The organism is Pseudomonas sp. PSKL.D1 (genome assembly GCF_028898945.1).
Taxonomy (GTDB): Bacteria; Pseudomonadota; Gammaproteobacteria; order Pseudomonadales; family Pseudomonadaceae; genus Aquipseudomonas.
In genome coordinates this window covers 1,498,646-1,518,270 of sequence record NZ_CP118607.1, presented here as the reverse complement: position 1 = coordinate 1,518,270, position 19,625 = coordinate 1,498,646, and the positions used below count along the sequence as shown (strand labels likewise).

18 protein-coding genes are annotated in these 19,625 nt (G+C 63.6%); 8 read left to right on the top strand and 10 right to left on the bottom strand.

Going from position 1 to position 19,625, the window contains the following annotated elements; genetic code table 11:
* Positions 1 to 187: 187 nt before the first annotated feature.
* Together PVV54_RS06720 and PVV54_RS06715 are read right to left on the bottom strand one after the other, a co-directional pair.
* Positions 188 to 484: a BolA family protein gene (locus PVV54_RS06720; RefSeq protein ID WP_274909184.1), complete on the bottom strand. Its 297-nt coding sequence runs from the start codon at positions 482 to 484 to the stop codon at positions 188 to 190.
* A gap of 10 nt (positions 485 to 494) precedes the next feature.
* Positions 495 to 1,019 (bottom strand): DUF2059 domain-containing protein, encoded by a 525-nt coding sequence (locus tag PVV54_RS06715; RefSeq protein WP_274909183.1) that lies wholly within the window; start codon positions 1,017 to 1,019, stop codon positions 495 to 497.
* 155 nt (positions 1,020 to 1,174) lie between these two features.
* Here PVV54_RS06715 and PVV54_RS06710 point away from each other — a divergent pair, with 155 nt between their 5' ends.
* Positions 1,175 to 2,569, top strand: coding sequence for a class II fumarate hydratase (locus PVV54_RS06710; protein WP_274909182.1), 1,395 nt, complete (start codon positions 1,175 to 1,177; stop codon positions 2,567 to 2,569).
* Between the two features lie 133 nt (positions 2,570 to 2,702).
* On the opposite strand, the gene PVV54_RS06705 is transcribed toward PVV54_RS06710, so the two are convergent.
* Both PVV54_RS06705 and pap read right to left on the bottom strand, forming a co-directional pair.
* Positions 2,703 to 3,665 (bottom strand): DMT family transporter, encoded by a 963-nt coding sequence (locus tag PVV54_RS06705; protein WP_274909181.1) that lies wholly within the window; start codon positions 3,663 to 3,665, stop codon positions 2,703 to 2,705.
* 133 nt (positions 3,666 to 3,798) lie between these two features.
* A complete protein-coding gene (gene pap, locus PVV54_RS06700) occupies positions 3,799 to 5,292 on the bottom strand; it encodes a polyphosphate:AMP phosphotransferase (protein WP_274909180.1) in 1,494 nt (497 codons plus the stop codon).
* Between the two features lie 85 nt (positions 5,293 to 5,377).
* On the opposite strand from pap, the gene mnmC reads away from it, so the two are divergent.
* The 5 genes from mnmC (at position 5,378) to PVV54_RS06675 (ending at position 12,646) form a co-directional block, all read left to right on the top strand.
* Entirely contained in the window at positions 5,378 to 7,351 is a 1,974-nt protein-coding gene (gene mnmC, locus PVV54_RS06695) for a bifunctional tRNA (5-methylaminomethyl-2-thiouridine)(34)-methyltransferase MnmD/FAD-dependent 5-carboxymethylaminomethyl-2-thiouridine(34) oxidoreductase MnmC (protein WP_274909179.1), read from the top strand.
* 200 nt (positions 7,352 to 7,551) lie between these two features.
* Complete coding sequence (locus PVV54_RS06690) at positions 7,552 to 9,339, top strand: N-acetylglutaminylglutamine amidotransferase (protein ID WP_274909178.1); 1,788 nt, start codon at positions 7,552 to 7,554, stop codon at positions 9,337 to 9,339.
* 3 nt (positions 9,340 to 9,342) lie between these two features.
* Positions 9,343 to 11,088 (top strand): N-acetylglutaminylglutamine synthetase, encoded by a 1,746-nt coding sequence (gene ngg / locus PVV54_RS06685; RefSeq protein ID WP_274909177.1) that lies wholly within the window; start codon positions 9,343 to 9,345, stop codon positions 11,086 to 11,088.
* A 90-nt stretch (positions 11,089 to 11,178) separates the two neighbouring features.
* Positions 11,179 to 12,363 (top strand): osmoprotectant NAGGN system M42 family peptidase, encoded by a 1,185-nt coding sequence (locus tag PVV54_RS06680; RefSeq protein WP_274909176.1) that lies wholly within the window; start codon positions 11,179 to 11,181, stop codon positions 12,361 to 12,363.
* Positions 12,364 to 12,418: 55 nt separating this feature from the next.
* A complete protein-coding gene (locus tag PVV54_RS06675) occupies positions 12,419 to 12,646 on the top strand; it encodes a YheU family protein (protein WP_274910396.1) in 228 nt (75 codons plus the stop codon).
* A gap of 53 nt (positions 12,647 to 12,699) precedes the next feature.
* On the opposite strand, the gene csrA is transcribed toward PVV54_RS06675, so the two are convergent.
* Positions 12,700 to 12,888 (bottom strand): carbon storage regulator CsrA, encoded by a 189-nt coding sequence (gene csrA / locus PVV54_RS06670; RefSeq protein ID WP_274909175.1) that lies wholly within the window; start codon positions 12,886 to 12,888, stop codon positions 12,700 to 12,702.
* A 128-nt stretch (positions 12,889 to 13,016) separates the two neighbouring features.
* Complete coding sequence (locus tag PVV54_RS06665) at positions 13,017 to 13,826, bottom strand: SDR family oxidoreductase (RefSeq protein WP_274909174.1); 810 nt, start codon at positions 13,824 to 13,826, stop codon at positions 13,017 to 13,019.
* A 286-nt stretch (positions 13,827 to 14,112) separates the two neighbouring features.
* On the opposite strand from PVV54_RS06665, the gene PVV54_RS06660 reads away from it, so the two are divergent.
* Positions 14,113 to 14,265: a DUF3309 family protein gene (locus tag PVV54_RS06660; RefSeq protein ID WP_012271016.1), complete on the top strand. Its 153-nt coding sequence runs from the start codon at positions 14,113 to 14,115 to the stop codon at positions 14,263 to 14,265.
* Between the two features lie 55 nt (positions 14,266 to 14,320).
* On the opposite strand, the gene PVV54_RS06655 is transcribed toward PVV54_RS06660, so the two are convergent.
* The 3 genes from PVV54_RS06655 to PVV54_RS06645 form a co-directional block, all read right to left on the bottom strand.
* Positions 14,321 to 15,985 (bottom strand): cation acetate symporter, encoded by a 1,665-nt coding sequence (locus tag PVV54_RS06655; RefSeq protein WP_274909173.1) that lies wholly within the window; start codon positions 15,983 to 15,985, stop codon positions 14,321 to 14,323.
* Complete coding sequence (locus PVV54_RS06650; protein WP_274909172.1) at positions 15,982 to 16,293, bottom strand: DUF485 domain-containing protein; 312 nt, start codon at positions 16,291 to 16,293, stop codon at positions 15,982 to 15,984. The genes PVV54_RS06655 and PVV54_RS06650 overlap by 4 nt, the downstream gene beginning before the upstream one ends.
* A 220-nt stretch (positions 16,294 to 16,513) precedes the next feature.
* Entirely contained in the window at positions 16,514 to 17,362 is an 849-nt protein-coding gene (locus PVV54_RS06645) for a glycine betaine ABC transporter substrate-binding protein (RefSeq protein ID WP_274909171.1), read from the bottom strand.
* A gap of 197 nt (positions 17,363 to 17,559) precedes the next feature.
* On the opposite strand from PVV54_RS06645, the gene PVV54_RS06640 reads away from it, so the two are divergent.
* Positions 17,560 to 19,116 carry a glycoside hydrolase family 17 protein gene (locus PVV54_RS06640; protein WP_274909170.1) on the top strand — a complete coding sequence of 519 codons (1,557 nt, stop codon included), beginning with the start codon at positions 17,560 to 17,562 and terminating at the stop codon, positions 19,114 to 19,116.
* A gap of 5 nt (positions 19,117 to 19,121) precedes the next feature.
* Here PVV54_RS06640 and PVV54_RS06635 read toward each other — a convergent pair whose 3' ends face one another.
* Positions 19,122 to 19,463: a hypothetical protein gene (locus PVV54_RS06635; protein WP_274909169.1), complete on the bottom strand. Its 342-nt coding sequence runs from the start codon at positions 19,461 to 19,463 to the stop codon at positions 19,122 to 19,124.
* Between the last annotated feature and the right edge of the window lie 162 nt (positions 19,464 to 19,625).

The window sequence follows — 19,625 nt, the reverse complement described above, 5'->3', positions numbered from 1 at the left end:
GTGCCCTCGTAAGGGGCGGACCTGGGTTTGACATGAAATAGCAAGGGGGCGCTTTGCGCCCCTTTCGCGACACAAGGCCGCTCCCACAGGAATACACATTCCTCCTGTGGGAGCGGCCTTGTGTCGCGAAAGGGCCGCGCAGCGGCCCCCCGGATGTCGCAGATTGTACCAGATCAGAAAAAAGGATTCAGTGCCCGCCGCCAGCACACACCGGCGACGCCGGCGCAACGCCAACCTTGGCCCACTCTTCTGCGGTATAGGTATGAATGGCCAGCGCATGGATTTCGCCCATCAGCTCACCCATGGTGGCATACACCTTCTGGTGACGCTTGACGCTGTTGAGCCCGGCAAACTGCTCACTGACGATCACCGCCTTGTAGTGCGTCTCCTGGCCACGGCTGTGCATGTGGCTTTCGTTGAACACTTCAAGGTGCTGGGGCGCCAGTGCGCCCAGTTGCTGCTCGATGCGTTGCTGCATGGTCATCGGGTGTTACTCACTTCTTGGCCGGTGCGGCGGCCTTGCCAGCATTGGGGTCCAGCTCTTTGGTCATGTCGTCGAGCAGTTTGTTGACCACCGGTACCGCAGGCTCCAGGCTCTGCTGGGTCAGCTGGGCCGACTGCTGGGTAACCTTAGGCATCTGGGTGAGCACTTTCTTGCCCAGCGGCGACTCGTAGAACTTGACCAGGTCTTTGAGCTCCTGCTCGGTGAAGGTCTGGGTGTACAGGTCGACCATCTTCGGCTTCAGCTTGTTCCAGCCGATGGCGCTGTCGAGCGCAGCATTGGCCTTGGCCTGGTAGCTTTCCAGCACCGACTGCTTGGAAGCCGGGGCCTTGGTCTGGGCGAAGCGTTGGGCGAACATCTGCTGGACCTGCATGTACACCGGGGTGCCCAGCTTGTCGGCATTGGCCAGGGTCAGGAATTTCTCGGCGGCAGCGTTGTGGCTGGCGGTGGCAGCGAGCACCTGGCCGCTGGCGCAAGCCAGGGCAACGGCGGCACAGAGGACACGGAGACGGGTCATTGCATTTCCTTCAGGGAGGGGAGGCGAAACCTCAAGAGTAGAGCATTCTGCGCCCCGCAGGGCGTGCTGCTCAAGTGGCACGACGAGCGAATGAACCGCGTCGCCGCATGAGGGCCTAAACTGCTGATTCTGACTGACAAAGGAGTGAACGCAGCATGAGCCGTATCGAGACAGACAGCCTGGGCCCGGTCGAAGTTCCGGAGGACGCCTACTGGGGCGCGCAAACCCAACGCTCGCTGATCAACTTTGCCATCGGCAAGGAACGCATGCCGCTCGCGGTGCTGCACGCCCTGGCTTTGATCAAGAAAGCCGCCGCACGCGTCAACAACCGCAATGGCGACCTACCGGCCGACATCGCCCGGTTGATCGAACAAGCGGCCGACGAGGTGCTCAAAGGCGAGCACGACGACCAGTTCCCGCTCGTCGTCTGGCAGACCGGCAGCGGCACCCAAAGCAACATGAACGTCAACGAGGTGATTGCCGGGCGCGCCAACGAACTGGCCGGCAAAGGCCGTGGCGGCAAGGCGCCAGTACACCCCAACGACCACGTCAACCGCTCGCAGAGCTCCAACGACTGCTTCCCCACCGCCATGCACATCGCGGCAGCCCAGGCGGTGAACGAAAAACTGCTGCCTGCCATTGCCGAGCTGTCGTCGGGGCTGGCTGAACTGTCGGCGCGCCACCACAAGCTGGTCAAGACCGGGCGCACGCACATGATGGACGCCACGCCCATCACCTTCGGCCAGGAGGTGTCCGCCTTCGTCGCCCAGCTCGACTATGCCCAGCGTGCCATCCGCGCCACCCTGCCGGCAGTGTGCGAACTGGCCCAGGGCGGCACGGCAGTGGGCACCGGCCTGAACGCGCCACATGGCTTTGCCGAAGCGGTGGCGGGCGAACTGGGGGCGCTCTCCGGCATGCCGTTTGTCACGGCGCCAAACAAGTTCGCCGCCCTCGCCGGCCATGAACCGCTCACCAGCCTGGCCGGTGCGCTGAAGACGCTGGCAGTGGCCCTGATGAAAATCGCCAACGACCTGCGCCTGCTCGGCTCTGGCCCCCGCGCAGGGCTTGCCGAAGTGCGCTTGCCGGCCAACGAGCCGGGCAGTTCGATCATGCCCGGCAAGGTCAACCCGACCCAGTGCGAGGCGCTGTCGATGCTGGCCTGCCAGGTATTGGGCAACGACGCCGCCATCGGCTTTGCCGCCAGCCAGGGGCATTTGCAGTTGAACGTGTTCAAACCGGTGATCATCCACAACCTGCTGCAGTCGATTGAACTGCTGGCCGACGGCTGCCGTAACTTCCAGCAGCATTGCGTGGCCGGGATCGAGCCGGACGCCGAACAAATGGCGGCGCATCTGGAGCGGGGGTTGATGCTGGTGACGGCGCTGAACCCGCACATTGGGTATGACAAGGCGGCGGAGATTGCCAAGAAGGCCTACAGCGAGGGCAAGACCCTGCGGGAGGCGGCGCTGGAGTTGAAGTACCTGACCAATGAGCAGTTTGACGAGTGGGTGCGGCCCGCGAACATGCTGGCGCCGGGTGGTAAGGGTTGAATTGAGATTGTCTGCGCCTGGGAGATCGAGCGCCGCCTGCGCGGCGCATCGCGGATAAATCCGCTCCTACAAGCAACACGCAACCTGTAGGAGCGGATTCATCCGCGATGCGCCGCGCAGGCGGCGCCCGGTATTACAGGCGCTGAATACCTGAACCCCTCCTCGCCCGCCACCCCGCCACCAACGAAGGCCCCACCGCCACCAACGTCGACCCGATCACTACCGTCACCGCCCCCACATACCCCAGGGCATTGATGTCCTCCGCCTGCACAAACCCAGGCCACATCCAGGCTGCCAGCGCCACCGCCACAAAGGTCACCAGCGGCGTCAGCGCCAGCGTGGCACTTACCCGCGAAGCCTCCCAGTGCGCCAATGCCTCGGCGAACGCACCATAGGCCACCAGCGTGTTAAGGCAGCAGGCCAGCAACAGCCAACCCTGCAACGGCGTCAACTGCAACGCCTCCAGCGGGTGCACCCAGGGCGTGAGCAATGCCGCACACCCCAGGTAGATCACCATCATCACCTGCTGCGAATGCCACACCGAGAGCAACTGCTTCTGGCTCAGGGCATAGAACACCCAGATGCTGGTGGCCAGCAGAATGGTCAGCACACCCGTGGTGTAGGTGCCCAGTGAGGTCAGCAATTCTTCAAGCCGCTGATTGAAGAACAGCCCGAAACCGGCCAGCAGTATCAACAAACCAATGCCCTGCCCCAGGCTGAAGCGCTCCTTGAACACGAATACGCTGGCCACCAGCAGCAACACCGGGCCAATTTGCACCACCAGTTGCGTGGTGCCGGGGCTGAGTAGCTTGAGGCCGATCAGGTACAGCACGTAGTTACCCAGCAAGCCGCACACGGCCACCACCACCAGGCCTTTACCCTTGGGCGGCAGCTTGTTCAAGGAAGGTAAGCGACGTTTGGTGGCCAGCCAGGCGAACAGCAAACCGCCGGAAACGAGCAGGCGGTACCAGGTGACGGTTACCGGGTCCATCACCTGCAGCACTTGTTTGAGTTTTATCGGAAGGATGCCCCAGAGGAGCGCGGTCAGCAGAGCAAGGGACAGGCCGTAAAGCCAGCGGCCGGATGTTGTGTGCATGGGGTTCTCAGTCAGGCCCGTGGTGGGGGTACTTGATTCCAAGGGGTTCAAGGCCTCATCGCGGCTAAAGCCGCTCCTACAGGTTCAGCGAAATCCTGTAGGAGCGGCTTTAGCCGCGAGGGGCCGTCACAGCTTACTTCTTATGCCTGGCAAACGCCGCTTCCAGCGCCTCATTGATGGTACGCAACACCTTCACCCGCGCCCACCGCTTGTCGTTGGCCTCCACCAGCGTCCACGGCGCGATCTCGGTGCTGGTGCGGTCGACCATGTCACCCACGGCATCCACATACACACCCCACTTATCGCGGTTGCGCCAGTCATCCTCGGTGATCTTGTAACGCTTGAACGGGATCTGTTCACGCTCCTCGAAACGCTCAAGCTGCGTCTGCTGGTCGATCGCCAGCCAGAACTTCACCACCACCACGCCGGCATTGACCAACTGTTCTTCAAAATCGTTTATCTCGCCGTAGGCGCGCATCCAGTCAACCGGCGTGCAAAAGCCCTCCACCCGCTCCACCAGCACCCGGCCATACCAGGAGCGGTCGAAGATGGTGAACTTGCCCCGCGCCGGAATGTGCCGCCAGAACCGCCACAGGTAGGGCTGGGCACGTTCCTCTTCAGTGGGCGCGGCAATCGGCACGATGCGGTACTGGCGCGGGTCGAGCGCCGCGGCCACCCGGCGGATGGCCCCACCCTTGCCAGCCGCGTCATTGCCTTCAAACACCGCCACCAGCGCGTGCCGGCGCATGTGCTTGTGGCGCAGCAGGCCGGCCAGGCGGGCCTGTTCGGTGACCAGTTGTTCCTGGTAATCGTGCTTGTCCAGGCGCACGCTCAGGTCCAGCGCACCCAGCAAGCTGCGTTGGTCGATGCTGCGCCCCAGCGGGGCGATGTTGCCCTGGTGCTTGCCTTTGGGGTTGTGCTCCAGCGCCGCCTGCAGGCTCTCGAGCAAGATGCGCCCAACGGCCAGGCTGCGGTAATGCGGGTCTGCGCCCTCCACCACGTGCCAAGGTGCGTAGTCGCGGCTGGTGCGGCGCAGCACGCGTTCGCCAAAACGCACGAAGCGGTCGTAGGTTTCCGATTGCTGCCAGTCCAAAGGGCTGATGCGCCAGCTGTGCAGCGGGTCGTCCTTGAGCGCCTTGAGGCGGGCCTTCATCTGTTTTTTGGACAAGTGGAACCAGAACTTGATGATCAGCGCGCCTTCATCGCACAGCATCTGTTCCAGGCGCTCGGCCCCGGTGATGGCCTGGTCGAGCACGGCGTCCTTGAACACGCCATGCACGCGGCCTTGAATCATCTGGCTGTACCAGTTGCCGAAAAACACCCCCATGCGCCCCTTTGGCGGCAGTGCCCGCCAGTAGCGCCATGCCGGTGGCCGGGCCAGTTCTTCGTCGGTTTGCTGGTCGAAGGTGAGCACGTCGATCATGCGCGGGTCCATCCACTCGTTGAGCAGTTTCACCGTCTCGCCCTTGCCGGCGCCTTCCACGCCGTTGATCAGCACGATCACCGGGAAACGTGCCTGCTGCTTGAGTTCGTACTGGGCTTCAAGCAGGGCCTCGCGCAGGGCGGGCACCTCTGCCTCGTAGGTTTCCTTGTCGATGCTGTGACCGATTTCCGCGGATTCGAACATGCTGGACTGGCTCCTTCAATGGATAAACAAGACTAGCATCCACAATCCCCTTAAAATCGCCTTTCCGCTGCAAACCGAGCCAACCATGCCTGCACCCACCCTTCTCCAGCATGCCCAGATCGACTGGGACGACCAAGGCCGCCCCCTTTCCCGGCAGTACGACGATGTGTACTTTTCCAAGAACGAAGGCACCGACGAAACCCGCCATGTGTTCCTCGAACAACCCCGGCTGCGCGAGCGCTTTGCCGCGCTGCCTGCCCATGGCTGCCTGGTGATCGGCGAAACAGGCTTTGGCACCGGCATGAACTTTTTCTGCGCCTGGCAGCTGTTTGCCGAGGCAGCCCCCGCGCAAGCTCGCCTGCATTTCGTCAGTGTCGAGAAGTACCCGCTTAGCCATGACGACATGGCCCGCGCCGTGCGCCTGTGGCCGGAGCTTGCAGCGTTCACCGAGCCTTTTTTGCAGCAGTACGTGGCGGTGCATCCGGGCTTCCAGCAGTTCACATTCGACCACGGCCGGGTCACCCTGACCTTGCTGATTGGCGATGTGCTGGAGCAGTTGCCGCAACTTGATGCGCCTATCGACGTGTGGTTTCTCGATGGCTTTGCACCGGCCAAAAACCCCGACATGTGGACGCCCGAACTGTTCGCGCAGCTGGCGCGGCTATCGCGCCCCGGCACGGCGCTGGCCACCTTCACCACCACCGGCTGGGTGCGTCGTAGCCTGGTCGAAGCGGGTTTCGCCATGAAAAAGGTGCCGGGCCTGGGCAAGAAGTGGGAAGTGATGAGTGGCGAGTACATCGGCACGCCGGCCGCGCCGCTGTCACCACCTTGGTATGCGCGCCCGCAGCTTCCGGCCGGCCCGCGTCATGCGCTGGTGATCGGTGCGGGCCTCGCCGGCAGCGCCAGCGCCGCCAGCCTGGCGGCGCGTGGCTGGCAAGTCACCATGCTGGAGCGCCACGAAGCACCTGCGCGTGAAGCGTCCGGCAACCCGCAAGGTGTGCTGTACCTGAAGTTGTCGGCACATGGCACGGCACTGTCGCAGATGATTCTGTCCGGTTTCGGCTACACCCGCCGCCAGCTTGAGCGGCTGCAAAAAGGCCAGGACTGGGACGCGTGTGGCGTATTGCAACTGGCGTTCGACAGCAAGGAAGCCGAACGCCAGGCCAAGCTTGCCGAGGCATTCGACAGCGGCTTACTGCAGGCACTGGAGCGCAATGAAGCTGAAGCGGTTGCCGGCGTGGCGCTGCCGGCGGGCGGCCTGTTCTACCCCGAAGGCGGCTGGGTACATCCGCCAGCGCTGTGCCAGGCGCAACTGCAACATCCCAACATTCAGCTGCGCACACACAAGGATGTGGCCGAACTGCGCAAGGTCGACGGCCAATGGCAGGCCTGGGCCGGCGAGCACCTACTGGCCAACGCGCCGGTGGTGGTGCTGGCGGGCGCGGCCGACGTGCGCCGATTCGAGCCTTGCGCAGGCCTGCCCCTCAAGCGCATTCGCGGGCAGATCACCCGGCTGCCCGTCACCCCGGCCAGCCGTGCGCTACGCACGGTGGTGTGCGCCGATGGTTACGTGGCGCCGCCTCGCGGGGATGAGCACACGCTTGGGGCAAGCTTTGATTTCCACACGGACGACCTCACGCCGACGGTGGCCGAACATCAGGGCAATCTGAGGCTACTGGACGACATTTCCGCAGACCTCGCGCAGCGCCTTGATACCGCGGCGCTGAACCCGGAGCTCTTGCAAGGGCGCGCGGCGTTTCGTTGCACCAGCCCGGATTACTTGCCGATTGTCGGGCCGCTGGCCGACCCTGGCGCATTTGCCGAGGCTTATGCGGTGCTGGCAAAGGATGCCCGCCAGATACCGGACATCGTTTGCCCTTGGCTGGATGGGTTGTACGTGAACAGCGGGCATGGGTCGCGGGGGCTGATCACGGCGCCGTTGAGTGGCGAGCTGATTGCGGCATGGGTGTGTGGTGAGCCTTTGCCAGTGCCTCGTGCAGTTGCAGAAGCCTGCCATCCGAACCGGTTTGCATTGCGCAAATTGATACGCGGGAAGTAGCGCGTCACGGCTTCGCGGATAAATCCGCTCCTACAGGGAAACGCTGTCCCTGTAGGAGCGGATTTATCCGCGAAGGGCATTGCACGTTCTCCCCGCTTATAACATATCGATCTAAAACTCTCACAATCCCCCCCGGTCAGTTCCTTACACGTGCCCATCCCAGGGCACCGATTCCCCAACGGAAAAACCGGTAAGGACCTATGTGCGGATTAGCAGGAGAGTTACGTTTCACCCCCATCGACCAAGCCCCACGCCCGGCCGACCTGGCCGCGGTGGAGCGCATCACCCACCACCTGGCGCCCCGTGGCCCCGATGCCTGGGGCTTCCATAGCCAGGGCCCGATTGCCCTGGGCCACCGGCGCCTGAAGATCATGGACTTGTCCGACGGCTCGGCGCAGCCCATGGTCGACAACACCCTGGGCCTGTCGCTGGCGTTCAACGGCGCCATCTACAACTTCCCCGAGCTGCGCCAGGAGCTGCAGGACCTGGGCTACACCTTCTGGTCCGACGGCGATACCGAAGTGCTGCTCAAGGGCTACCACGCCTGGGGCGCGGCCTTGCTGCCCAAGCTCAACGGTATGTTCGCCCTGGCCATCTGGGAGCGCGACAACCAGCGCCTGTTCCTGGCCCGCGACCGCCTGGGCGTGAAGCCGCTGTACCTGTCGCGCAATGGCGAGCGCCTGCGCTTTGCTTCCACCCTGCCGGCGCTGCTCAAGGGCGGTGACATCGACCCGATGATCGACCCGGTGGCGCTCAACCACTACCTCAACTTCCACGCCGTGGTGCCAGCGCCACGCACCTTGCTGGCCAACGTGCAGAAGCTCGAGCCCGGCACCTGGATGCGCATCGACCGCCATGGCGAAGTGGAGCGCCACACCTGGTGGCAACTGCATTACGGCCCAAACCCGGACGAGCGTGATCTCGACCTGGAAGGCTGGACCACCCGCGTGCTCGACGCCACCCGCGATGCCGTGGCCATCCGCCAGCGTGCAGCAGTGGACGTCGGCGTGCTGTTGTCGGGCGGTGTTGATTCCAGCCTGTTGGTCGGCCTGCTGCGCGAAGCTGGCGTGGACGACCTCTCCACCTTCTCCATCGGCTTTGAAGACGCCGGCGGCGAACGTGGCGACGAATTCCAGTATTCCGACCTGATCGCCAAACACTACGGCACCCACCACCACCAGTTGCGCATTGCCGAAAGCGAAATCATCGAGCAACTGCCTGCGGCCTTCCGCGCCATGAGCGAGCCAATGGTCAGCCACGACTGCATTGCCTTCTATTTGCTGTCTCGCGAGGTGGCCAAGCATTGCAAAGGTGTGCAAAGCGGCCAGGGCGCCGACGAGCTGTTTGCCGGTTACCACTGGTACCCGCAGGTGGACGGCGCGGCTGACCCCTACAGCGCTTACCGTGAGGCCTTTTTCGACCGCAGCCACGCCGAGTACCGCGACACCGTGCAAGCCCCGTGGCTGCTGGAAACCGACGCGGCTGGCGATTTTGTGCGCGAGCACTTTGCCCGCCCCGGCGCCGCCGACGCGGTAGACAAGGCACTGCGCCTGGACAGCACCGTGATGCTGGTGGACGACCCGGTCAAGCGCGTCGACAACATGACCATGGCCTGGGGCCTGGAAGCGCGCACGCCGTTCCTCGACTACCGCCTGGTGGAGCTGTCGGCACGCATCCCGGCACGCTTCAAGCTGCCTGACGGCGGCAAGCAAGTGCTCAAGCAGGCCGCGCGGCGGGTCATCCCCCACGAGGTGATCGACCGCAAGAAGGGCTACTTCCCGGTGCCCGGCCTCAAGCACCTGCAAGGTGCCACCCTGGATTGGGTGCGCGAGCTGCTGACCGACCCGAGCCAGGACCGTGGCCTATTCAACCCGGCCATGCTCGACCGCCTGCTGAGCAACCCGCACGGCCAGCTCACCCCGCTGCGCGGCTCCAAGCTGTGGCAGCTCGCGGCCCTCAACCTGTGGCTGAGCGAACAAGGAATCTGACCGATGAAAGCCCACGAAATCGCTTACGGTCAGCGCCTGCTGCGGGGCCAGTCACCGTCCTACGAGCGGCTGCAGGCGCGCCTGGCCGGTGACGGCAGCGAGCCACACGACCAGCCACGTGCCCTGCACTGCGGCTGGGGCCGCCTGCTGATCGGCCACACCTACCCGGATGCCGCCAGCCTGGCCGAGGCGCTGCAGCACGAACGCCCCGGCGAGCGCGACATCGCCCTGTACGTGGCCGCGCCACAGCAATTGCTGGCCCAAGCGCCGCATCAGCTGTTTCTCGACCCGTCCGACACCCTGCGCCTGTGGTTTACCGACTACCGCCCGGCGCAGCGCGTGTTCCGCGGCTTCCGCATCCGTCGGGCGCAAAGCGACACCGACTGGCAGGCGATCAACAGCCTGTACCAGGCCCGCGGCATGCTGCCGGTACAACCCGAATTGCTCACCCCGCGCCACCTGGGCGGCCCGGTGTACTGGCTGGCCGAAGATGAAGACAGCGGCGCGGTGATCGGCAGTGTGATGGGCCTGAACCACAGCAAGGCGTTCGACGACCCTGAACGCGGCAGCAGCCTGTGGTGCCTGGCCGTTGACCCGCAGTGCAGCCGCCCCGGCGTGGGTGAAGTACTGGTGCGCCACCTGGTGGAGCATTTCATGAGCCGTGGCCTGGCCTACCTCGACCTGTCGGTGCTGCACGACAATCGCCAGGCCAAGCGCCTGTACGGCAAGCTGGGGTTTCGTAACCTGCCCACCTTTGCGGTCAAGCGCAAGAACGGCATCAACCAGCAACTGTTCCTGGGCCCTGGCCCGGCAGCGGAGCTCAACCCCTACGCACGGATCATCGTCGACGAGGCCCACCGCCGCGGCATCGAGGTGCAGGTGGACGATGCGGCCGGCGGGCTGTTCACCCTCAGCCTGGGCGGGCGGCGGGTACGCTGCCGCGAATCGCTCAGCGACCTGACCAGCGCCGTCAGCATGACCCTGTGCCAGGACAAACGCCTGACCCGTCAGGCCCTGCACAACGCCGGCCTGCACGTGCCGGTGCAGCAATTGGCAGCCAGTGCCGATGACAACCTCGCCTTCGTGGAAGACCACGGCGCCGTGGTGGTGAAGCCGGTGGACGGCGAGCAAGGCCAGGGCGTGGCGGTGAACCTGACCACGTTCGAGCAAGTGGCCCAGGCCATCGAACAGGCCAAGCGTTTTGACAGCCGCGTGCTGCTGGAAAGCTTCCACCCGGGCCATGACCTGCGCATCGTGGTGATTGGCCATGAAGTGGTGGCCGCCGCCATCCGCCACCCCGCCCAAGTGCTGGGTGACGGCAAGCACAGCATCAAGGCGCTGATCGAAGCCCAAAGCCGCCGCCGCCAGGCTGCCACCGGCGGCGAAAGCCGCATTCCGCTGGATGACGAGACCGAACGCACCCTGCGTGATGCCGGGCTCGATTACGCCACGGTACTGCCCGCCGGCCAGCGCCTGGCCGTGCGCCGTACTGCCAACCTGCACACCGGCGGCACCCTGGAAGACGTGACCGAACGCCTGCACCCGGTACTGGCCGATGCCGCCATACGCGCGGCGCGGGCACTGGACATTCCGGTGGTGGGGCTGGACCTGATGGTGCGCGATGCCACGCAGCCCGAGTACGTCATCATCGAGGCCAACGAGCGGGTTGGGTTGGCCAACCATGAACCGCAGCCCACGGCGGAGCGGTTTGTCGATTTGCTGTTTCCGCATAGCCGGGCGTTGGCGTAACGGCCATCGCGGCTGAAAGCGCGCTCCCTGTAGGAGCGGCTTCAGCCGCGAAGGGCCGGCAAAGCTGGCACAAGCCTCAAAGGAGAACACATGCCTCAACAACACCCCGAACCCGACCTCGACTACCTCAAGCGCGTGCTGCTGGAAATGCTGTCCATCCCCAGCCCCACCGGTTTCACCGACACCATCGTGCGCTACGTGGCCGAACGCCTGGACGAGCTGGGCATCCCCTACGAGCTGACCCGCCGCGGCACCATCCGCGCCACCCTCAAGGGCCGGCAGAACTCCCCCGACCGTGCCGTTTCGGCCCACCTCGACACCATCGGCGCCAGCGTGCGCCAGTTGCAGGACAACGGCCGCCTGGCCCTGGCCCCGGTGGGCTGCTGGTCCAGCCGCTTCGCCGAAGGCAGCCGGGTCAGCATTTTTACCGACACCGGCGTGTTTCGCGGCAGCGTGCTGCCGCTGATGGCCAGCGGGCATGCCTTCAACACCGCCATCGACCAGATGCCAGTCAGCTGGGAGCACGTGGAAGTGCGCCTGGATGCCTACTGCGCCACCCGCGCCGACTGCGAGGCCTTAGGCATCGCCATCGGTGATTTCGTGGCCTTCGACCCGCTGCCGGAGTTCACCGAAAGCGGCCACATCAGCGCCCGTCATCTGGACGACAAAGCGGGTGTGGCTGCATTGCTCACGGCGTTGAAAACCGTGGTGGAAAGTGGGCAACAGCCACTGATCGACTGCCACCCGCTGTTCACCATCACCGAAGAAACCGGCTCAGGTGCCGCCGCGGCCCTGCCTTGGGACGTGAGCGAATTCGTTGGCATCGATATCGCCCCCGTCGCGCCTGGCCAGGCGTCCAGCGAACATGCGGTGAGCGTGGCCATGCAGGACTCCTCGGGGCCTTATGACTACCACCTTTCACGTCACCTGCTGAAACTGGCCGGTGACCAGGACTTGCCGGTGAAACGTGACCTGTTCCGCTATTACTTCAGCGATGCCCATTCCGCCGTGACGGCCGGGCACGACATCCGCACCGCGCTGGTGGCATTCGGCTGCGACGCCACCCACGGCTACGAACGCACGCACATCGACAGCCTTGCCACCCTCAGCCGCCTGCTGGCCGCCTACTTGCTGAGCCCGCCGGTGTTCGCCAGCGACTCGCAACCGGCCAACGGCTCGCTCGAGCGCTTCAGCCATCAGCTGGAACATGAAACCCAGATGGGCAGCGACACGCGGGTACCGGTGGTGGACAGCCTGTTGGGAAACAAAGACTGACGCGCCCGGTTTGGCGTAGGATGGCGGCATCGTTCAATGAAACAGAATGTTGCCCATGCTGATCCCTTACGACCAACTAGAAGCTGACACCCTGACGCGCCTGATCGAGGACTTCGTAACCCGCGACGGCACCGACAATGGCGACGACACACCGCTGGAAACCCGTGTGCTGCGGGTGCGTCAGGCATTGGCCAAAGGGCAGGCGTTCATCCTCTTCGACCCCGAGAGCCAGCAGTGCCAGTTGCTGGCCAGGCATGATGTGCCTCGGGAGTTGCTGGATTAACCTGTACCGGCCCTTTCGCGGGTTCACCCGCGAAAGGGCCGGTACAGGCCAACTCAGGCCATCTTCACCTTGCGCGCCTCCCCTGCCTTGATCCGTTTGTACACCTCGGCCCGGTGTACTGGCACCTCACGCGGCGCACACACACCGAAACGCACCATGCCATCCCGGGTCTCTACCACCTTGATGTGAATGTCATCGCCAATGACGATGACCTCGCCCACTTCACGGCCAATCACCAACATCGTCCAATCCTCCTGCAAACTGGGAAAACCCCAGCCTGCATGGGGATATTCGGCTACTCAATACTTCACCACTAATTCAGAATGCTCCTACAGCTACAGGTAAAACATCCTACAGACACATCCTACAATCAGCGCGTTTGCGCCTTGGCTCGCATCTTCACCGCCATCTCCGCCATCTCGTCATACAGCCGCTGCGGCGCTTGCTGCTTGAGCTGCCATGCCTGACGCCCGGCTTCGTGCGGCAAAATCAGGAACTCCCCGGCTGCTACCTGCTCATGAATGTAGTCGGCGATGTCCGCCGCGCTGATGGGCGAGCCTTCCAGCAACTTGCCCACCTGGGCTTTCATGGCCGGGTTCGGCCCGCGGAACGAGTCCAGCAGGTTGGTCTGGAAGAAGGACGGGCACACTACGTGCACCGCCACTTCCAGCTGGCGCAGCTCCACCAGCAGGCTTTCCGACAGGGCCAGCACCCCGGCCTTGGCAACGTTGTAGTTGCTCATGCCCGGCCCCTGCATCAAGGCGGCCATGGAGGCCACGTTGATGATGCGCCCCTTGCTGCGCTCCAGCAGCGGCAGGAACGCCTTGCAGCCCTTGACCACGCCCATCAGGTTGACGGCGATCTGCCAGTCCCAGTCCTCCAGCGACAGTTCGGCAAAGAACCCGCCCGAGGCGACACCGGCATTGTTGACGATGGCATCGATGCCGCCGAACTTCTCTTCGCAGGCCTGGGCCAGGGCGGTGAGCTGGCTGTAGTCGCGCACATCGCAGCGCTGGGTGAAGCCCTCACCACCCGCCGCACGCACCTGCTCCAGGGTGTCGCGCAGGCCGGCTTCGTTGACATCGGCCAGCGCCAGGCGCCAGCCCTCGCGCGCCCAACGCAGGGCGATTTCGCGGCCGAGGCCTGAACCGGCGCCGGTGATCATGATGCGGTTTTGCATGGGGCTGGCCTTGTGTTGACTGATTGTGAATCGAGTCTAATCAAGGCAATTGCGCAAAGCAGGGTTCATCAGGGTAGTGAATGGGCAGGCATGACTGGGTGGTCAATGAGGGCCTCATCGCGGATGAATCCGCTCCTACAGGGGTTATGTGTAGGAGCGGATTTATCCGCGATGACGTCAGCACAGGCAACACACAAATGGAATCTTTCCAAAGCGGCAGCAGTCCGAATTAGCAAGAGGCCAGCAGTCCGAGGCCCTTGACCCTCAACCACGCAAGGACTCCTTCATGACCACGATCCTCATCATCATCCTGATCCTTCTACTGATTGGTGGCTTACCGGTCTTCCCGCACTCGCGCAGCTGGGGCTATGGCCCGTCCGGCATCGTCGGCGTGGTGCTTGTGATTCTGCTGGTGCTGTTGTTACTGGGCATGATCTAGCCGCAACAAATAAAAAAAACCGCGCCGAAGCGCGGTTTTTTTATGGGGCAATGGCTCAGTGCGACACAGCGCCCGAGGCCCCCAGGCCTGTTTGCGAACGCACAAACTGCGGGTAGAACAGCGCACGCTCGTCATCAGCAGCCTTGGACTTGTCGGTAACCGAGAAGAACCAGATACCGGCAAAGGCAATGATCATCGAGAACAGCGCAGGGTACTCGTACGGGTAGATGGCTTTCTCGTGGCCGAGAATCTGTACCCAGATGGTCGGGCCGAGCACCATCAGCGTCACCGCGCTGATCAGGCCCAGCCAGCCGCCAATCATGGCGCCGCGGGTAGTCAGCTTCTTCCAGTACATCGAGAGCAGCAGCACCGGGAAGTTGCAGCTGGCAGCAATGGAGAACGCCAGGCCCACCATGAAGGCGATGTTCTGCTTCTCGAACAGGATGCCCAGGCCGATCGCCAGCACGCCCAAGGCAATGGTGGTGATCTTCGACACGCGGATCTCGTCCTTGTCATTGGCCTTGCCCTTGCGCCAAACGCTGGCGTACAGGTCATGGGACACCGCCGAGGCACCGGCCAGGGTCAGGCCGGCAACCACCGCCAGGATGGTGGCGAAGGCTACTGCCGAAATGAAGCCCAGGAACACGCTGCCACCCACGGCATCTGCCAGGTGCACCGCCGCCATGTTGTTGCCGCCGATCAGGGCGCCGGCGGCGTCCTTGAAGTCGGGGTTGGTGCTGACCAGCAGGATCGCGCCAAAGCCGATGATGAAGGTCAGGATGTAGAAGTAACCGATGAAGCCGGTGGCATACAGCACGCTCTTGCGGGCTTCCTTGGCGTCGCTGACGGTGAAGAAGCGCATCAGGATATGCGGCAGGCCGGCGGTACCGAACATCAGTGCCAGGCCCAGCGAGAATGCCGAGATCGGGTCTTTGACCAGGCCGCCCGGGCTCATGATCGCTTCACCCTTGGCGTGCACCTTGATCGCCTCGGAGAACAGGGTGTTGAAGTCGAAGCCCACGTGCTTCATCACCATCAGCGCCATGAAGCTGGCACCGGACAGCAGCAACACCGCCTTGATGATCTGCACCCAGGTGGTGGCCAGCATGCCGCCGAACAGCACGTACAGGCACATCAGGATACCCACCAGGATGACCGCAACGTGGTAGTCCAGGCCAAACAGCAACTCGATGAGCTTGCCGGCACCGACCATCTGGGCAATCAGGTAGAAGGCCACTACCACCAGCGAGCCGGAGGCCGACAGGGTGCGGATTTCTTTTTGCCCGAGGCGGTACGACGCCACGTCGGCAAAGGTGTATTTGCCCAGGTTGCGCAGGCGTTCGGCGATCAGGAACAGGATGATCGGCCAGCCGACCAAAAAGCCGATGGAGTAGATCAGGCCGTCGTAGCCCGACGTGAACACCAGCGCGGAAATTCCCAGGAACGAGGCCGCCGACATGTAGTCACCGGCAATCGCCAGGCCGTTTTGAAACCCGGTGATCTTGCCACCGGCGGCGTAGTAGTCGGCCGCCGATTTGTTGCGTTTGGAGGCCCAGTAGGTGATCCCCAGAGTAAAGGCAACGAACGCCACGAACATGGCGATCGCCGAAACGTTCAGCGGCTGTTTCTGCACCTCGCCGGTCAGGGCATCGGCGGCCCACACGGCGGGTGCGAAAACGCCGCAGGCCAGTACGGCCAAAGCTTTGGCGTGGCGGATCATTGTTGCGCCTCCTTCAGGATGGCCTTGTTCAGCTCATCGAATTCGCCATTGGCGCGGCGCACGTAGATGCCGGTCAGCACGAACGCCGAGAGGATCAGGCCAACGCCCAGGGGGATGCCCCAGGTGATCGACGAGTCCGGGCTGAGCTTGGCGCCAAGCACTTGCGGGCCGTAGGCGATGAGGAGGATGAAAGCGCAGTAGAGGCCGAGCATGATCGCCGAGAGGATCCAGGCGAAGCGCTCGCGTTTGCTGACCAGCTCCTTGAAGCGGGGGCTGTTTTGTATCGAGAGGTAAATGCTGTCGTTCATTGTTTTTGTCCTAGCAGCACAGATAGGGGATGGAACCCACACCTTCACTTTATGCTGCCGTACGACGCCAACCAGACGACCTTAGTCTTAGATGCAACGGTGTTTTACAGATTGCGTAACAAAGCGACGGCCCTTTCGCGGATAAATCCGCTCCTACAGGGTTCCAGCTATCCCTGTAGGAGCGGATTTATCCGCGATGGCCCCGAACTGGCCCTTGGACCTACTTACCGGTCCACTCCTTCACGCGGTCCGGATGCTTGGCCACCCAATCCTTGGCCGCCGCTTCAGGCTTGGCACCTTCCTGGATCGCCAGCATCACCTCGCCGATCTCGTCCTTGGACTGCCAGCTGAATTTCTTCAGGAACTCCGCCACTTCCGGCGCCTTGCTCGCCAGCTCTTTGCTGCCAATGCTGTTCACGGTCTCGGCCGCGCCATACACGCCTTTCGGGTCTTCGAGGAACTTCAGCTTCCACTTGGCGAACATCCAGTGTGGCACCCAACCGGTCACTGCAATGGACTGCTGCTTGGCGTATGCCCGGCCCAGTTCGGCGGTCATCGCAGCGCCCGAGCTGGCCTGCAGCTTGTAGCCGGTAAGGTCGTAGTCCTTGATGGCCTGGTCGGTCTTGAGCATCACGCCCGAGCCTGCGTCGATACCGACGATCTTCTGCTTGAAGGTGGTGTCGGTCTTCAGGTCGGCAATGCTGCTGGCCTTGACGTACTCCGGCACGATCAGGCCGATCTTGGCGTCCTTGAAGTTAGGGCCGTAATCGACCACGTTGTCCTTGTTCTTGGTCCAGTATTCACCATGGGTGACCGGCAGCCAGGCCGAGAGCATGGCGTCAAGTTTGCCGGTGGCCACGCCCTGCCACATGATGCCGGTGGCAACCGCCTGCAGCTTCACGTCATAGCCAAGTTTCTGCTTGATCACTTCGGCGGCCACGTTGGTGGTGGCCACACTGTCGGCCCACCCGTCCACGTAACCGATGCTTACCTCTTTGGCCATTGCCTGCGCAGCGCTCATGGCCAATACCAGGGCAGTACCCACCCCCAGGAAACGTCGCATACTCATCAAAGCATCCCCACGTCAGGTCTTGGAGATTGCATCATCGTCCTGCCACACACCGCGACCTGCTCCAGCTGCGACCTGCAACCCAACCATATGCGACAGCACTGTGCCATTAGCGGCACTGTGGCGGGCAGCTCTGCGCGATCCTTGCATGCCAAAGGATTGGCGCCGGGCTACTATCTATCGCTTTGCACCTGACGATGGACCGCCCGATGCCCCACGCCGCCCGCCTGCTGCCGCTGTACCTGCTCGCCTGCCTGCTGGCCGCTGCCGGCCTCGGGGCGCTCTGGTACGGGCTTGGCAAGCCGGTGCACCTGCCCGATGCGGCCAGCCCCACGCACAAGTTGCAGTGCGCTTCCTACACCCCGTTCGACAAGGACCAGTCGCCCTTCGACCAGCCGTTTCGCCTGCGCCCGGCGCGCATGGATGCCGACCTGGCACTGCTGGCCGAGCGATTTCAGTGCATCCGCACGTATTCGATGACCGGCCTTGAAGCGATACCGGCGTTGGCGCGCAAGCATGGGCTGAAGGTGATGCTCGGGGCTTGGGTCAGTGCCGACCCGGTGATTACCGAACAAGAAGTGGGGCTGCTGATTGACTCTGCCAACGCCAACCCGGACGTCGTCAGTGCGGTCATCGTCGGCAACGAAACCCTGCTGCGCAAAGAGGTCACCGGCGAGCGACTGGCCGGGTTGATCAGCAAAGTCAAAAGCCAGGTAAAGGTACCGGTGACCTATGCCGACGTCTGGGAGTTCTGGCTACAGCACCCGCAAATTGCCCCGGCGGTGGACTTTCTCACCATCCACCTGCTGCCTTATTGGGAGGACGACCCACGCGGCATTGACGACGCGCTGGCCCATGTTGCCGACGTGCGCCGGGAGTTCGGCGAACGCTTTGCACCCAAGGGTATCGTGATTGGCGAAACCGGCTGGCCCAGTGAAGGCCGACAGCGAGAAACCGCCGTCCCCAGCCGCGCCAACGAAGCGCGCTTTATCCGTGGGTTTGTTGCCATGGCCGAGGCCAACGGCTGGCAGTACAACCTGATCGAGGCGTTCGACCAACCCTGGAAGCGCGCCAGCGAAGGGGCCGTAGGCGGTTATTGGGGGCTTTACGATGCCGACCGGCAAGACAAGGGCGTGCTCGAAGGGCCGGTAAGCAATTTGGCCTACTGGCCCCAGTGGTTGCTGGCCACCCTTGCACTGATGGGCATGATGCTGATGCTGGCCGGGCGCCCCGCCACCCCGTTGGCCGCTCTGCTGCTGCCGTTGCTCGCCGCGTTTGGCGCAGGTTGCCTCGGGTTGTGGGGGGAATTGATGCGCACCCACGCGCGGTTTGCCGGGGAATGGGTGTGGGCAGTGGCGCTGGCCATGCTGAACCTGCTGGTACTGCTGCACGGCGTGCTGGGGCTGGCCAAGCGTGACGGCTGGCGCCAGCGCCTGTTTGCCTGGTTCGAGGCCCAAGCGGGTTGGATGCTGCTGGCGACGGGGTTTGCCGCTGCGGTGAGCATGCTGGCGATGGTGTTCGACCCGCGTTATCGCAGCTTCCCTACCCCGGCGTTGGCCTTGCCAGCGCTGGTTTACCTGTTGCGGCCGGTGGTGGCCAGCCGGGCGGAGGTAACGCTGCTGGCCTGTATCATCGGGGCCGGCGTGCTGCCGCAGTTGTATCGCGAAGGGCTGCAAAGCCAGCAGGCCTGGGGCTGGGCGGTGGTAAGCATGATGATGACGGTTGCGTTATGGCGAAGTCGGCGCAAGGCCTGAGGGCCTCAAGCGCGTACCAGCCGCAACCCGGCCAACACCACCGCGAACACCGCGATGCTGGCGGTGTACAGCACCAACGCCGGCACCCCGAACGCCAAGGCCACCAGCGCCAGCCACCACCCGGCAGGCCCTTTGACCACTTGGGCCAGCAAGGCTGCCCCCAACCCGGCCCAGGCCAGCACTTGGTAGTGAATACCCAACCCCAGCCACGCCCGCACCTGGCACTGCCAATATTCCCCGGGCACGGCGCAAAGCCCGACCCAGCGGCCATCCTCCATCAACCCATAGCGCACGCCATAGCTGGCCGCGAGCCACAGCGCCAGAAACAGCAACAGCCAACGAGACATCCCAATCTCCAATACCGGTAATCGAAACAGTGCATGATTGCCCAGGCCCGATGTAAGGCAAAATCACTGCCAGACAGCTACCTTGCTGATAACAAGCACACCAAAGACCACGGCACTTGGCAACTTTGCCGATACCACCGTGGTCATAGCCTGACTTTGCTC